This is a genomic window from Nostoc sp. NOS(2021) (assembly GCF_017115025.1).
GTDB lineage: Bacteria > Cyanobacteriota > Cyanobacteriia > Cyanobacteriales > Nostocaceae > Nostoc.
In genome coordinates, this window is record NZ_JABXKM010000339.1 from 1 (window position 1) to 13295 (window position 13295).

At 42.0% G+C, this 13295-nt stretch carries 16 protein-coding genes and 1 pseudogene; 9 read left to right on the plus strand and 8 right to left on the minus strand.

Annotation, left to right across the window (positions count from 1 at the left end):
• Nucleotides 1-111: 111 nt before the first annotated feature.
• On the minus strand, nucleotides 112-888 hold the full coding sequence (gene fabI / locus HWQ41_RS33030; protein WP_292772287.1) for an enoyl-ACP reductase FabI: 777 nt from the start codon (nucleotides 886-888) through the stop codon (nucleotides 112-114).
• A gap of 378 nt (nucleotides 889-1266) precedes the next feature.
• On the opposite strand from fabI, the gene ntcA reads away from it, so the two are divergent.
• The 3 genes from ntcA to ruvX all read left to right on the plus strand — a co-directional run bounded on the left by ntcA (nucleotide 1267) and on the right by ruvX (nucleotide 4161).
• Nucleotides 1267-1938, plus strand: a complete 672-nt coding sequence (gene ntcA / locus HWQ41_RS33035; protein WP_094347373.1) for a global nitrogen regulator NtcA — start codon at nucleotides 1267-1269, stop codon at nucleotides 1936-1938.
• Nucleotides 1939-2106: 168 nt separating this feature from the next.
• Nucleotides 2107-3597, plus strand: coding sequence for a DUF3084 domain-containing protein (locus tag HWQ41_RS33040; protein ID WP_292772290.1), 1491 nt, complete (start codon nucleotides 2107-2109; stop codon nucleotides 3595-3597).
• Nucleotides 3598-3705: 108 nt separating this feature from the next.
• Nucleotides 3706-4161 carry a Holliday junction resolvase RuvX gene (gene ruvX / locus HWQ41_RS33045; protein ID WP_292772321.1) on the plus strand — a complete coding sequence of 152 codons (456 nt, stop codon included), beginning with the start codon at nucleotides 3706-3708 and terminating at the stop codon, nucleotides 4159-4161.
• A 57-nt stretch (nucleotides 4162-4218) separates the two neighbouring features.
• On the opposite strand, the gene HWQ41_RS33050 is transcribed toward ruvX, so the two are convergent.
• The 4 genes from HWQ41_RS33050 to HWQ41_RS33065 all read right to left on the minus strand — a co-directional run bounded on the left by HWQ41_RS33050 (nucleotide 4219) and on the right by HWQ41_RS33065 (nucleotide 6143).
• Nucleotides 4219-4482, minus strand: coding sequence for a DUF3146 family protein (locus tag HWQ41_RS33050; RefSeq protein ID WP_292772293.1), 264 nt, complete (start codon nucleotides 4480-4482; stop codon nucleotides 4219-4221).
• 90 nt (nucleotides 4483-4572) lie between these two features.
• On the minus strand, nucleotides 4573-4713 hold the full coding sequence (locus HWQ41_RS33055; protein WP_292772296.1) for a ribbon-helix-helix protein, CopG family: 141 nt from the start codon (nucleotides 4711-4713) through the stop codon (nucleotides 4573-4575).
• 225 nt (nucleotides 4714-4938) lie between these two features.
• On the minus strand, nucleotides 4939-5145 hold the full coding sequence (locus tag HWQ41_RS33060) for a hypothetical protein (protein ID WP_292772298.1): 207 nt from the start codon (nucleotides 5143-5145) through the stop codon (nucleotides 4939-4941).
• Between the two features lie 236 nt (nucleotides 5146-5381).
• The gene (locus tag HWQ41_RS33065) at nucleotides 5382-6143 is read right to left on the minus strand and encodes a hypothetical protein (RefSeq protein ID WP_292772300.1); all 762 of its coding nucleotides are present in this window, start codon (nucleotides 6141-6143) and stop codon (nucleotides 5382-5384) included.
• Nucleotides 6144-6304: 161 nt separating this feature from the next.
• On the opposite strand from HWQ41_RS33065, the gene HWQ41_RS33070 reads away from it, so the two are divergent.
• The 4 genes from HWQ41_RS33070 to HWQ41_RS33085 all read left to right on the plus strand — a co-directional run bounded on the left by HWQ41_RS33070 (nucleotide 6305) and on the right by HWQ41_RS33085 (nucleotide 8734).
• Complete coding sequence (locus HWQ41_RS33070) at nucleotides 6305-7171, plus strand: aldo/keto reductase (RefSeq protein ID WP_292772302.1); 867 nt, start codon at nucleotides 6305-6307, stop codon at nucleotides 7169-7171.
• 150 nt (nucleotides 7172-7321) lie between these two features.
• Nucleotides 7322-7648, plus strand: coding sequence for a DUF433 domain-containing protein (locus tag HWQ41_RS33075; RefSeq protein ID WP_292772305.1), 327 nt, complete (start codon nucleotides 7322-7324; stop codon nucleotides 7646-7648).
• Between the two features lie 3 nt (nucleotides 7649-7651).
• The gene (locus HWQ41_RS33080) at nucleotides 7652-7993 is read left to right on the plus strand and encodes a DUF5615 family PIN-like protein (protein WP_292772307.1); all 342 of its coding nucleotides are present in this window, start codon (nucleotides 7652-7654) and stop codon (nucleotides 7991-7993) included.
• Between the two features lie 450 nt (nucleotides 7994-8443).
• The gene (locus tag HWQ41_RS33085) at nucleotides 8444-8734 is read left to right on the plus strand and encodes a hypothetical protein (RefSeq protein ID WP_292772310.1); all 291 of its coding nucleotides are present in this window, start codon (nucleotides 8444-8446) and stop codon (nucleotides 8732-8734) included.
• A gap of 168 nt (nucleotides 8735-8902) precedes the next feature.
• Here HWQ41_RS33085 and HWQ41_RS33090 read toward each other — a convergent pair.
• A pseudogene (locus HWQ41_RS33090) lies at nucleotides 8903-9061 on the minus strand (amidase); the annotation flags it as partial.
• Between the two features lie 488 nt (nucleotides 9062-9549).
• On the opposite strand from HWQ41_RS33090, the gene HWQ41_RS33095 reads away from it, so the two are divergent.
• Nucleotides 9550-9771 carry a hypothetical protein gene (locus tag HWQ41_RS33095; protein WP_292772312.1) on the plus strand — a complete coding sequence of 74 codons (222 nt, stop codon included), beginning with the start codon at nucleotides 9550-9552 and terminating at the stop codon, nucleotides 9769-9771.
• On the opposite strand, the gene HWQ41_RS33100 is transcribed toward HWQ41_RS33095, so the two are convergent.
• On the minus strand, nucleotides 9762-9929 hold the full coding sequence (locus tag HWQ41_RS33100; RefSeq protein ID WP_292772314.1) for a hypothetical protein: 168 nt from the start codon (nucleotides 9927-9929) through the stop codon (nucleotides 9762-9764). The two genes, HWQ41_RS33095 and HWQ41_RS33100, sit on opposite strands and share 10 nt — an antisense overlap.
• A 158-nt stretch (nucleotides 9930-10087) precedes the next feature.
• A complete protein-coding gene (locus HWQ41_RS33105; RefSeq protein WP_292772317.1) occupies nucleotides 10088-11485 on the minus strand; it encodes an amidase in 1398 nt (465 codons plus the stop codon).
• A 208-nt stretch (nucleotides 11486-11693) separates the two neighbouring features.
• Between HWQ41_RS33105 and HWQ41_RS33110 the strand changes: the two genes are divergently transcribed.
• Nucleotides 11694-13157, plus strand: a complete 1464-nt coding sequence (locus HWQ41_RS33110; RefSeq protein ID WP_292772319.1) for a hypothetical protein — start codon at nucleotides 11694-11696, stop codon at nucleotides 13155-13157.
• Nucleotides 13158-13295 lie beyond the last annotated feature (138 nt).

Consider the following 13295-nt stretch of genomic DNA (forward strand, 5'->3'; position numbering starts at 1 on the left):
GGGAATGGGGCATGGGGCATGGGGCATGGGGTCTGGGGAGGAAATGGGCAAGAATTTTACTAATACTCAATGCCCAATGCCCAATCCCCAATGCCCCATGCCCAAATTATCTTACATTCCCATAATTTCATATCCTGCATCTACATACAGAATTTGTCCGGTAATACCACTGGACAAATCACTACACAAGAAAGCCGCAGCGTTGCCCACTTCTAGCTGAGTGACGGTGCGTCGTAAGGGAGCTACTTCTTCTACATGATGAATCATATCTAAAATCCCACCCACTGCTGAAGATGCCAAGGTGCGGATGGGGCCTGCGGAGATGGCATTGATGCGGATATTTTGCGGCCCTAGTTCAGCAGCCAAGTAACGGACACTCATCTCTAACCCCGCTTTAGCAACTCCCATAACGTTATAGTTAGGGATTGCCCTGACACCGCCTAAATATGTCAGGGTGACGATACTACCTCCTTCTGTCATCAAAGGTTTGGCTGCACCACTTAACTGCACTAGTGAATAGGTACTGATTTCTAAGGCAGTGTTAAAGCCAGAACGAGAGGTTTGGCTAAAATCTCCAGTTAAATCGTCTTTGCTGGCAAAGGCCAGACAATGGATGAGGATATCTAGCTTTCCCCACTGTTCGCGGATTGTCTCAAAGGTAGATTGAATTTGTTCATCATTTTGGACATTACAGGGAAGAAATAAGCTGGGGTTGAGGGGTTCTACCAACTCCGCAACTTTTTTCTCCATTTTGCCGCGTTCGTCCGGCAGGTAGGTAATACCCAGGTTTGCTCCGGCTTTGTGCAGCTGTTGGGCGATGCCCCAGGCGATCGAGCGGTTATTGGCAATACCTGTAACAAGGGCATTTTTTCCAGTCAGATTCAGCATAGAAATTATTAATGCGATCGATCATTAGGAGCATACTAGAATCTGAGGCTAGTTTATCTTTGTTTTATACAGGATTTGCAAAAATGAATATTGATAAGGGTGTTTGCTGTCACAAAAATCTTGATTTTTTATAAAGATATTCTCAAGATATCTTTATTTGTTCTTCAAAAAACCTTTTGAATACAGCTATTGGAACTACTTATCAACAATTAGTAGCTGAAAGGATCAACAATTATGTATCATTATAAACAAAGAGTTATGAAGAGATTAGTTTGAGTATAGGAAAGTACAGAAAGGTTGACGGTGCTTTATTCATTTTTCGGGTGTATTCTTAGGTAATCAGTTTTTGTTTTTCCGGCATTGGGTAGGGGAAGGGAGATGATCGTGACACAAGATAAAGCCCTAGCAAATGTTTTTCGTCAGATGGCGACCGGGGCGTTTCCGCCAGTTGTGGAAACGTTTGAACGCAATAAAACGATCTTTTTTCCTGGCGATCCTGCCGAACGAGTTTATTTTCTTTTGAAAGGTGCTGTTAAACTTTCCAGGGTGTACGAGGCAGGAGAGGAAATAACGGTAGCGCTGCTGCGGGAAAATAGTGTTTTTGGTGTATTGTCATTGCTGACAGGAAATAAGTCGGATCGGTTTTACCATGCGGTTGCATTTACTCCTGTGGAATTACTGTCAGCGCCAATTGAACAGGTAGAGCTAGCACTCAAGGAAAATCCAGAATTATCAATGTTAATGCTGCGAGGTCTGTCTTCGCGCATTTTACAAACGGAGATGATGATTGAAACTCTCGCTCACCGAGATATGGGTTCTAGGTTGGTGAGTTTTTTATTAATTCTTTGTCGGGATTTTGGCGTTCCTTGTGCAGATGGGATCACTATTGATTTGAAGTTATCTCATCAAGCGATCGCAGAGGCAATTGGTTCAACTCGTGTTACCGTTACTAGGCTACTGGGAGATTTGCGTGAAAAAAAGATGATTTCTATCCACAAAAAGAAGATTACTGTGCATAAACCTGTTACTTTAAGTAGGCAGTTCACATAAAAACAATTGGAGAAAGGGGAGTCGGCCCGTGTTGTGTTTTGAAAGATGACACTAATAGCTAGAGGTAAATCTAAAATTGAGTAATTTCAGCTATTGTCAATTTCCACTTCTCCACAGACAATGCTTAAAAGTAGTAGGCTGTATCTGGAAGGATTTCGGTAGCTAAAGATGACCACCGGATACATCCTCATCGCAGCAATTTTAATTCTGGGAGGCGTAATTGCCACCGTGGGCGATCGCATCGGCACACGAGTTGGCAAAGCCCGCCTCTCACTTTTTAATCTCCGTCCGAAAAACACTGCTGTACTGGTAACGATTTTTACGGGTGGTTTGATTTCAGCATCAACCTTAGGGATTTTATTCGCTGCCGACGAAGGCTTGCGAAAAGGAGTCTTTGAGTTAGAGGATATTCAAACAGACCTAAGACAGAAGCGGGAACAGCTAAAAACCGCAGAAACTCAGAAAAGTCAGGTAGAGAGTGAGCTAAATCAAGCAAGAATTGCCCAAGCAAAAGCACAACAAGACTTGCAGGTAATCAATCAATTCTTACAGGCGGCGAATGCCAAACAACTCCAAACACAAGCTCAGTTGAACCGCACCATTAGTCAAAAAGCCCAAACTCAAACTCAACTCCAACGCACTCAAGGCCAGCTAGATCAAGTTGTAACTCAGTACCAAAAAGCGATAGCTGAACTCCAAAGCGTTTACAATCAGAGAAAGGCGCTACAGGCAGCAGTTGAACTATTGAAAACAGAACGTCAACGACTGTATGCTGAAGCCAAAAAAGCGATTGACGAAGCCAAAACAGCTATTGAAAAACGCGATCGCGAACTTGCTAACCGCCAAGAAGCCATAGAAGCGCGCGATCAAAAAATTGCCCAACTAGATCAACTAATTCAAAAGCGTAATCTAGAAGTTGCAGCGCGAGAGCAAGTGATTGCCACACGGGAATCGCGCCTCAAAGAATTGGAAGCACAACAGGAGCAACTAGAACTGGAAGTTGCAAGGCTGGAAAAATATTATCAGTCTTACCGCGACCTACGTCTGGGGAAGCTAGCCTTAGTTCGCGGTCAAGTTCTGTCTGCTGGTGTAATTCGTGTTACCCAACCTGGTGCTGCTCGCGAGGCAGTGGTACAACTCTTACAAGAAGCCAATCGCAACGCCAACCTCGAATTAAGTGAGCCTGGTGGAAATCTTGCAAATGTAGAGCTACTGCGCGTGACCCAGGATCGGGTTGAGCAGTTGAGCAAGCAGATTGGCGATGGTCAAGAATACGTGGTGCGAATTTTCTCGGCTGGTAATTACGTCAGGGGAGAAAAGCAGATAGAATTTTTCGCCGATACAGCCCGGAATCAATTGGTTTTTTCGGGAGGCGCAGTGCTGGCTACAACTACTACCGATTCCAAAACCATGACATCCTATCAGTTACAGCAACGGCTGGAACTACTGATTTCTGCTTCCCAATTTCGTGCCCGTAACGCCGGAATTGTCGAAAATGTGCAAGTAGACGGGACTTTTCTGCGCTTTGTCACCCAATTAAGACAGTATAATCAACCATTGGAGATCAAAGCGATCGCAGCAGAGGACACTTATACAGCCGGGCCATTAAGAGTAAAATTAGTGGCAATAGTCAACGGACAAATTATTTTTAGTACTTAAAAAGTTATTTGTACACTAAGATTTAAACATATTTGAACAGCAGCTAAAATGCTTACTGTAATTGTATTTCTTAATTTTGAATTTTGAATTTTGAATTTTGAATTTATGATGACTTTCCGTGAATTTTCTCCAACGCAACCAGTCATCTTGGGGTTTGATCCAGGTCGAGATAAGTGTGGTTTAGCGGTGATGGGACTGGATCGGCAACTGCATTATCATCAGGTCGTGCTAGCAAAAGAGGCGATCGCTACCATTGAGACACTGCGTCAAAAGTTTCCCATTTCCTTGATGGTCATGGGCGACCAAACTACAGCCAAGCAGTGGAGACAGCAATTATATCAGGAATTGACAGAACCACTGAGTATTATTTTAGTGGATGAGCGCTACACAAGCTTAGAAGCCCGCGATCGCTATTGGCAAATGTACCCGCCCAAAGGGCTAATAAAGCTATTGCCGAAGGGTCTGCGACAGCCACCAAGGCCGATAGATGACATTGTTGCCATCCTCTTAATCGAAAGATACTTAAATCGCCTCACGGAATCAGCAGTGAGGAGTCAAGAGTGAAGAGTTAGGAATTAATATCTTCACAACTCCTAACTCCTAACTCCTAACTTTTAACTTTTAAAGTTCCGCCCGAATAGTAAAAGCATAGTCTCCTCCAGGCTCTAGCTGGTAATCTTGTTGCTCCAAAAATCGACCGAGGGGTTCTTTGATTAAGGCGCGGCCTTGGGAAGGCTTGACGGCAAGTTCTCCCCGGCGAAAATGCCACTGGAAATGCCACTCAAACTCACCCGCATTCACTTCGCCTTCAAGGAAGCCCTGTTGCCAGGATTGGCGGGTAATTCTGACATGGGCAATGGTTTCTGGCAGACGTTTTGCACTCATCAATGCTTTATGTCAAGTGTAGAATAACAGCCGATCATGTAGGCTACTTATTTTATTTACCGGAATTAATGGGTTTAAAGCCCCGTCGTTCTACGACAGCTTTTGTTCTATTAGTGATCGAAGAAACTCCCTTATGATATCTGTTTTGGTTCGCTTTGATTTTTTTGCATATCTCTCAAGGGCTTTCATCTCTTCTTGGGAAACTCTAACGTGCAACTGTTTTTCAAGCATTTTGTGTACCAATGTGCTACACTAATTATAGTGGAAAGGTAATCAACCACTTAAAAAACCTAGCCGTCGAAAGACAAAGCGCCCAAGCTTCTCCCAAGGGGAGACGCTACGCGAAGACAATTGAATCTAGGCGGTTCTACTGTATTGTTCTAGTTTCCTCCTAGCAGTAGGTAAAAGATTCATAGGAGCTAGACAACTCAGAATTTTGAGACTATTTGTTTCAAACTAAACAGGACTTGCAGCAATGCAACTACCGAGGGGCACTTGGAAAGTTAACGCTTGGAAGCCAGTGCGTTGGGCGGCGAGCCACTCTTGTTGCACCTGGCGTGGAGAGTCCCACCTCTGGGCTAGGTAACGCAAGGAAACTAGTTTAAGTGGTCTCGTTGAACCAAGAATCCCCATCCATTTATGGCGGGGAGTGTCAACAAACATAGCTTAATTAGACAAGCCGATAAAGTCAGTAGTCCGAAAAATTCTGCGTTAGCGTTCGCGGAGCGTCTCTAAGAGTTGCTCACCGTACCCTTCGGGATCTTGCTACGCGTAGCGTCTCGCAGAGAAGGTATCGCTAAAAAATGGTAGTCTGTGATACCGTTTATTTAGGAATGTACAAAAGCCGATTTCTAGAGATAAATTATAAGCTGAACTTATAAAACTGCGGGTGATTTTGGTTAAAATTTTAAGAATGAGTGTATTTTAAAAACTGCATATCTGATGCTCTTTTCATCAGTGTATTGTGGGTTAATTGGAATTTCCTGGAAGGATCTTAGCACAATTACAGCCCGATAAAGCTTGGAGTATTTATATTGCTTTTCTTGGATATCAAAACGCAGAATATTTTCTAGTGGATGTTCAATAACTTGGTTGCCACGCAAGCTTTTACGTTCGATAAATACTTTATCGAGACTTTTATAGAAGGTGCAGATAGTTACAGGTGATGTGGCAAAATAAGCAGCGATCGCCATAATAATCAATATAAATAAAATTAAGAAAAATAGATAATTTCGCTGATTCTGCTGCACTAATAGGGAAGTTTGCCCAGAGTTGATAAAATCGTTGATTCTAAAGGCAATTTCCTGATTCTCTTGATAGCTAACATGTGACAGCAGTCCAAAGTCTCCAAATGGAGTTACAATCATAACTTGATAGGTTTTACTCCCTTTGCTACCAGTCTTTGTAAGAATGTATGCTTCCTGGAGATCAAACATTTTGAGTTTCTCCATACTTCCCAGCAAATTAAACCGCTTCAACTCACAGTTAATTTGGTTTGGTGAGATGCGATCGCAAGTTATTTTAACTGAAGCAGAATCAAAAACTAAGCAGTAAATCAAAAAACTTAAACAGATAGTAAAAATGCACCACCCGCTAAACCAATAGCTTAGTGGTCGATGCTTTAGCTGCAATCTGGTACGGGTTTCCTCGACAATTTTCATCGGTACTTGTGTATAGAATCTTTAACCTCTGAGTAGAGTATTCCCCTCGTCGCTCATTTACTGATCACCAAGTCTAAGTACTAGGGAGGATTTATGATGAATCGCAAAAAAATCTTTGGCTAACTGATGGATAATTGGGGCAGAAAGCTATAGCTAGAAGTATGGAAACCAAACAGCTAGGAAAAACTGATATATTTGTGAGTGCGATCGGTTTGGGTGGTATGCCCATGTCAATTTCTAATCGCCCTCCCGAATCGCAATCAATCCAAGTTATTCATCGTGCGTTGGAGTTGGGTATTACATTTATTGACACTGCGGATTCTTACTGCAAAGATGAGTCAGATAAGCACCACAACGAGCGGCTAATTCACAAGGCACTTAGTAGTTACAAAGGCGATGTTAGCCAAGTAATTGTGGCAACTAAGGGCGGGTTGATGCGTCCCAATGGCAGCTGGACAAGCAACGGCAACCCAGAACATTTACGCCAAACAATTCGAGTCAGTTTTGAAGCGTTGGGTGGTGCTAAACCCATCGATGTTTGGCAATACCATTCTCCCGATACTAATTACACTATTGAAGAATCCCTTGCGCCAGTTAAAGAAGCAGTGGAGGCTGGTTTGATTCGGTTTGTGGGAGTTTCTAACTTTTCCGTTGAACAAATTAAGCGATCGCGGGATATCGTGGATATTATCTCAGTGCAGAATCAATACAGCCCTTGGCAACGACAGCCAGAAAATGACGGCGTGTTGAAGTATTGTGAACAGCAAGGATTAACCTTTTTGCCTTGGAGTCCCTTTGGTGGTAGGCGTCGCCATCAGGACTTGCAAGATATCCCTGCGATCGCTCAGTTAGCTAAAGAAAAAGGCGTGTCGGTGTATAATATTGTCTTGGCGTGGTTGCGTTCCAAGTCCCCCGCTATTTTGCCAATTCCTGGCGCTAGCAAGGTTTCCAGCATTGAAGACTCAGTACAAGCTATCAATGTGAAACTATCTGATGAAGAAGTGCAAAAAATTGATCGGGCAACTTAATTATTCCACTAACTTACGACAACTTTCTCTACGCTATCCTTGACCACGAGTGGAAAGCCTCGCTCCTCTGTGTCTAGTTCTAGTTGTCAATGGACGCGAACAAATAAAATTGTAAATGTAGCCTGACAAAACATTAAAGGATTTACATTCGTGACACTCAAAGAGTTAGAACAGCAACTTCTTGCCCTCAGTCCTGGTGAAAAAGTGCAGGCTATTCATTTACTTGCTCAAAGTCTCGGTAGCAATTGGCAAGGAATTGAGAAAACCCCTAGAGTCTGTGGTGGAGATGCTCGCATCGCTAAAACTCGTATTCCCATCTGGGTACTTGTGGAAGCTCGTCGTCTTGGATATAGTGATGCTGACCTTTTGACGAGCTATCCAACCATTACAGCTACAGATTTAGCTAATGCTTGGGGATATGCAGAAGCTCATGCAGATGAAATCGAACTAGCCATTGAACTAAATGAGGTAGCCTAGTTAATGGCACGCTTTTACGCGGATGAGCAGTTTCCGCTTCCAGTTGTGGAATTATTACGCACTTTGGAGCATGATGTTTTAACAGTTCAAGAAGCAGGAAATGCAGAACGAGGCATACCTGATGACGAAGTGCTGGCATTTGCAACTAGCCAGGAACGCTCGATTTTAACCATCAACAGGGATGATTTTATTCGCTTACATCGTCGAAATTCCAATCATTTCGGTATTATTGTTTGCACTAACAATCGTAATTGGCAGCAGTTTGCAGCCCGAATAAATGAGGCTGTGACAGCAGAAGAATCGTTGCAAGGAAAACTAATTCGTGTGGTACGTCCAGTCACTTGAAAAGATTTTACTCGAACCGCGCAAACTTGAGACATTATCTGTATTCTCTGGTAGTCTTTTGCAAAAATCCACGCGGATTTCTATAGACCATATTAGCTAATATGTTCAGGTGGGATTTTACCATCCGCGATGCCTGCGGCGGTAAACTACGCATCTAATTTCTCAGCATCAAGTATCATAATCGTCCCATCCCGACCATAGGTAATTACTAGGTTGAAACTTTTAATTAATCGTATACATTCTTCGTAAGTAAGAGCCACACCGTGAGGTATACGTATATTTTGAGAATTGATTGTGGAAAAGACAAATTAACAATTCAAAATTCAAAATTCAAAATTCAAAATTAAAGACATTTCAGACGGGGATTTAAACCCCGACTGAAATGGGTGCTACATGTAGATTGCAGTTTCTTAAACCCTTTAATTTACGATAAAAATAGTCAGCGATATTTTGGGTGTTGATACTAACTCTAATAATTGTTATTGGGAGCAAATACTTATTGAAGAAGCTTTGAACTCTCCAGTAAATTTTGTAGATAGATTTTTAAATCTTCTAGAAGACAAATATCAGCAGCTTTATATGCTTGGGGTTCACAAAGATGATATATCCATCTGGATGTATTACGAATATGATGAACAGTGTAATATGTCATTTTCACCACAAGATATGAAACGTCTAGGAGACAATCAAATTACTTTATGTATTTCATGCTGGGAATCGGATAGCAAAGATGCTCTATAAGAAGCTTTTGAGATAAAAATACAAGTTAGCGTAACGCACTGAAAACCCAAAATGGTGCGTTACGGAAGCCGTAACAGACCCTACAGCTACAGCGATTTTATATTTAATTTAACCCACCTAAGACAATAATTTGTGAAAGTTGTTCTAGGGATGCCTACATAATTAGCCCTATATTGCCAAGGCTGGACGATGATCAATCCAAGGGTTAGCCGCTTCTAATTGTGCTGCTAGGCTAATGAGTGTAGCTTCAGCCGCAGGTTTACCAATTAGCTGCACACTCATAGGTAAACCCTTACTATCAAAGCCTACAGGAATTGCGATCGCTGGTTAATCTTGGCTTCTCAATCGCTGCTGGTGCTGGCTACAAAACAATAAGGCTTTAGCTAATTGGTGATAAGTTGAGCTTATAGTGTCCTTTATTAGTGAAATTTGTCTACATTTTTAGGCAATGTATTAGCAAACAGAGTTTACAAGTCAAAACTTGTTCGCCGTAGCGTAGGTAAAGCTAATTGGAACTGTTTATTGTTGACCTTCCCTGCGGTTTTGGAAGTTTTTTGCAGGCAGGCTTGGAACCTTGCTTTCAAGGCTTTCGCTTTTTGAACGATGACCTAAAAAGCTTAATAGCTGGTGCTGCTCAGATAGTGACCTTGAGTGTTACCCATACTAGTAAATCTCACAAGGAAAACTAATGTTAGAACTAAAACCCAAAATTACAAAGTGTGGGAATAACACCAGTGAATAACAAGATTAAGGGGTAAAGCAAAAAATGTTACGAGTAAAAGTTACACGTGAGGACTTCGAGGAGTCTGCCTCTGATGGCTGGGTTTGACGGTCAAGTTCAAGGAAGGTCGGGGATATGGGTATATGTAGAGTTGGGGAAAGAAGTTGAATATAGCCCACGTCCAAGCGATGACCCGAAAACAGAGTACAAATGCTTTAAAGGGTGTGGTGTTTTTTACGGTAAAAGCCAAGAAATGCTAGAAGAAGAGGAATGGCTGTTTACTGATGAGAACGTCACAGTCATTATCTATTGCTGAACTGTAACGTTCTCAACCTCAGCCAACTTCCTTCTCAGCTTTCCCCGGCGCTTGACGTGCTGAACTACTATGTTTTCTTCATTCTCTTGAATGAACTGCTCTAAGTCTTCTAGGGCGACTTGGACAGTCTCACCATTTTTTAAAAGTGCAGTAGGCATAGAATTAATCTCTGTTCACTGGCTGTAATAGGATCTTACTCCAGTTTATTGCGGGAATGTTTCTATCTGCTTAACTTTTACTCACGATGAAGTTCCTTAATAAAGTTCCGAAAAATAACTAGAGTGAATATGTAGTTTTCATTTTGAGAATTTTGGCATTATATTGCAAAGGCTGGACGATGATCAATCCAAGGGTTAGCTGCTTCTAATTGTGCTGCTAGGCTGATCAGGGTGGCTTCAGCCGCAGGTTTACCAATTAGCTGCACACTCATCGGTAAACCCTTACTATCAAAGCCTACAGGAATTGCGATCGCAGGTTGTCCAGTTGCATTCGCCGGTGGACAAGGGGCAACCCATTGAATAATATTTTGAAATGTCTCTTCTGGACTCAGCGAAGCCCATTCCCCAACCATAATCGGTGAATGTAAATAAACTGGCAATACCAGCACATCCACGGTATCAAAAAACGCCACAATCTGCCGTGCCACTATCTGCATTTGAGAAACTGCTTTCAGGTAGTCGGCAACAGAACCAGTGCGTGCAAATAGCCAGCGATTCACCGGTTGCAAAGCTTCAACAGGAAGTCCCGACGCAGCCACCCCAGCTTGCCAGACGATTTGAAATGGTTCAATTAAACCGCTAAAATCTGGAGATTTCTGTTCAACTTGGTGGCCGAGTTGTTCTAATAACTGCACTGTTTGGCGGACACCTTGCTGACAGTTAGCGTCAGCTTCTCCCATAGGAGAAATGTTAGTGTCAAAGGCAATTCGCAAAGCACCGAGTTTTGTCTGAGTGGCGGCGAGAAATGATGGTTCGGGATCTGGCAACCAGTAAGGATCGCCTGTGACATAACCAGAGATAGTATCCAAAAAGGCGGCAGCATCAGCGACAGTCCGGGCGATCGGGCCGTTGGCGGCAATTCCAGCCAGACGTTCGCCTACGGGTGCTTTACTCACCCTGCCCCTGGATGGTTTAAGTCCCACCAAACCACAACAAGCCGCAGGCCCCCGAATTGAACCACCGCCATCAGAACCTTGAGCGATCGCACACAATCCGGCTGCTACCGCGGCCGCTGCGCCACCACTGGAACCGCCAGGGGTGTATTCTAAATTCCACGGATTTCTAGCTGGGGGAAAACCCGTAGGTTCGCTGTATGGCAATGAACCTAATTCGGAAGTGGCTGTTTTACCGAGAATAGTAAATCCAGCTTGCTTAATCTGCGTTACTACACCATCATCATAGTTAGGGATATTATTTAGCAATGCCGGATTCCCATAGGTACAGGTAACACCCGCTACAGCGTTGAGGTCTTTAATGGAAATCGGCACACCAAAAAATGGCGGTAATTCTGAGGTAGTTGTCAATAATTCTGTTTTGGCTTTGGCATCTGCGATCGCTAGTTCTGCCGTCACCGTAAAATAACTTCCTAATTGGGGATTTAATTGCCCAATCCGTTCTAAATATATTTCCACCAACTCTAGCGGTGATACTTCCCGGCGACGGATTAATTGCGCCAACTCTAGGGCTGGGGTAAATGCTAAATCAACTTCATTCATAGGTTAGTGAATGGGTAATTTTGTCTTTATCTGGGATTTTAAAACTTAACTTGTTACTTTAGCAGGATTTCCGGGAACTATACATTTTATGGCTCCTGAGATTTGCCACTCAACTAGGATGCTCAGATGCAACAGGCGTGGTTACAGTCTTATTCAAGCCATTTTAATTGTTTCGGATAAACTTTCGACAAATCCCCAAAGGGTATTTATGGCTAACCTAGAAGTACTTGTGAGTGAATTGCCAATACTGATTCAGAGTCTAAAACTGACTATTGGTGATTCTAATCAAATCACCGAACAAATTATCCTGATCAATAATGCTCAGGAACAACTACGAAATTTTAAAAAATTAATTGCTCAGGAATTGAAATTTGATCACATCAAAAATTCGGCGATCGCTACACTTCCTCGAATCGGTACAGTAGCTAGTTTGTTTATACCTAATGTGGGATTAGTAGATCCAGCGATCGCCGAAAAATTTGGCAACTCCGAAACTAAAATTTCATTAACTGATTTACAAACAAAAATTGATTCTTGGATTGAATGGGGTTATTTTTTGCAGGCAATAGCTGCTGATATTCTCAGTGATGATCAGTTGGTCAATCAACTAAATTCTGATATTAATCATCTCAGCCTTACCGCCAATTTTCAGGTAATTGCTGAAAGCTTAAAGATTAACTTAGACTTTGGTAACTCTAATATTTTAGAACGTAAAATTCAAAAAATCAGCAATTATCAAAATGAACTATTACAATTACAGCAGAAATTAAATTATAGTTTTAATACTATTAAAACTAGTCATAGCTTATTAAATATTTTATTAGGGGTGTCTGCTTTTTATGGTAAATCTGGCTTCGCCTTAGAGTGGTTAGATGATGACCACGAATTAATTATATCGAGTGATGGAAAATTTCAAGAATTGACAGATATTCTTAATGATTGTGATTTTTTCCAAGAACAAATTGCGGCTTTAATTATTCAGGCTGACACTTTAAGGGAACAGGCAGAACAAGCCCTGAAAAAGATTGAACAGGAAAGTAGTAAAAAACCAATTATTAGCCAGCAAGTAGAAATAGTACCAAAGTTTTCGACACCAAAAATAGTCCGTTCAGCTTTGATAGTAGCCTCAAGTTTATTAATCTTAGGTTTTGGTGGTTGGAAAATTAAAGAGCAAAGTCCACTATTGCAGCAGATAAGTCTAAGTTTAACTCAAGAAGGAAGTGCGATCGCCAAGTTTAAATCTGCTCAAAAACTCGGTATGGAGGCTGCTTATCTGGTTCAAAAGCCACCGCATCCTCTAAATGTCTGGCAACAAGCACAAAACAAATGGCATCAGGCAATAAACTTGTTAGATAGTATTCCTAATGAAACATCAGTTTCTGACCAGGCAAAGAAGAAATTAGTTTACTATCAAATTAACTATAACGCAATCAATCAAAGAGTTTTAATTGAAAAGAAAGCTGTAGCAAACTTAGAATCAGCCCAAAAGCTAGCAATAGAAGCTAATTTATTGGTACAAAATTCACCTCATTTACTACTAATTCGGCAGCAAGCAAAAGATAAATGGGAGCAGGCAATCAATTTATTAGAAGCAATTCCAGAGAGTACTTCTGTCTCTATACAAGCTAAAGAAATACTTCCTATTTATAAAACTAACTATGCGGCTTTATAGCGTTTCCTAATCACATGAGGTACATCAGAGCAAGCTCCTCGCTTGTGGGGCTACGGTGTACACACAAGTCGAATTACCCCCCTTAGAAAGGTGGGAAACAGGAAATTTAGTTCCCTCCCCAATCTATTGGGGAGGGTT

What these genes read in the sequence shown, in the direction of transcription:
- HWQ41_RS33065 (WP_292772300.1), bottom strand. Translation starts at nt 6,143, where the DNA reads ATGAAAATTGTCGAGGAAACCCGTACCAGATTGCAGCTAAAGCATCGA.
- ruvX (WP_292772321.1), top strand. Translation starts at nt 3,706, where the DNA reads ATGACTTTCCGTGAATTTTCTCCAACGCAACCAGTCATCTTGGGGTTT.
- HWQ41_RS33105 (WP_292772317.1), bottom strand. Translation starts at nt 11,485, where the DNA reads ATGAATGAAGTTGATTTAGCATTTACCCCAGCCCTAGAGTTGGCGCAA.
- HWQ41_RS33100 (WP_292772314.1), bottom strand. Translation starts at nt 9,929, where the DNA reads ATGCCTACTGCACTTTTAAAAAATGGTGAGACTGTCCAAGTCGCCCTA.
- HWQ41_RS33080 (WP_292772307.1), top strand. Translation starts at nt 7,652, where the DNA reads ATGGCACGCTTTTACGCGGATGAGCAGTTTCCGCTTCCAGTTGTGGAA.
- ntcA (WP_094347373.1), top strand. Translation starts at nt 1,267, where the DNA reads ATGATCGTGACACAAGATAAAGCCCTAGCAAATGTTTTTCGTCAGATG.
- HWQ41_RS33040 (WP_292772290.1), top strand. Translation starts at nt 2,107, where the DNA reads ATGACCACCGGATACATCCTCATCGCAGCAATTTTAATTCTGGGAGGC.
- HWQ41_RS33095 (WP_292772312.1), top strand. Translation starts at nt 9,550, where the DNA reads ATGGCTGGGTTTGACGGTCAAGTTCAAGGAAGGTCGGGGATATGGGTA.
- HWQ41_RS33050 (WP_292772293.1), bottom strand. Translation starts at nt 4,482, where the DNA reads ATGAGTGCAAAACGTCTGCCAGAAACCATTGCCCATGTCAGAATTACC.
- HWQ41_RS33110 (WP_292772319.1), top strand. Translation starts at nt 11,694, where the DNA reads ATGGCTAACCTAGAAGTACTTGTGAGTGAATTGCCAATACTGATTCAG.
- HWQ41_RS33055 (WP_292772296.1), bottom strand. Translation starts at nt 4,713, where the DNA reads ATGCTTGAAAAACAGTTGCACGTTAGAGTTTCCCAAGAAGAGATGAAA.
- fabI (WP_292772287.1), bottom strand. Translation starts at nt 888, where the DNA reads ATGCTGAATCTGACTGGAAAAAATGCCCTTGTTACAGGTATTGCCAAT.
- HWQ41_RS33070 (WP_292772302.1), top strand. Translation starts at nt 6,305, where the DNA reads ATGGAAACCAAACAGCTAGGAAAAACTGATATATTTGTGAGTGCGATC.
- HWQ41_RS33060 (WP_292772298.1), bottom strand. Translation starts at nt 5,145, where the DNA reads ATGTTTGTTGACACTCCCCGCCATAAATGGATGGGGATTCTTGGTTCA.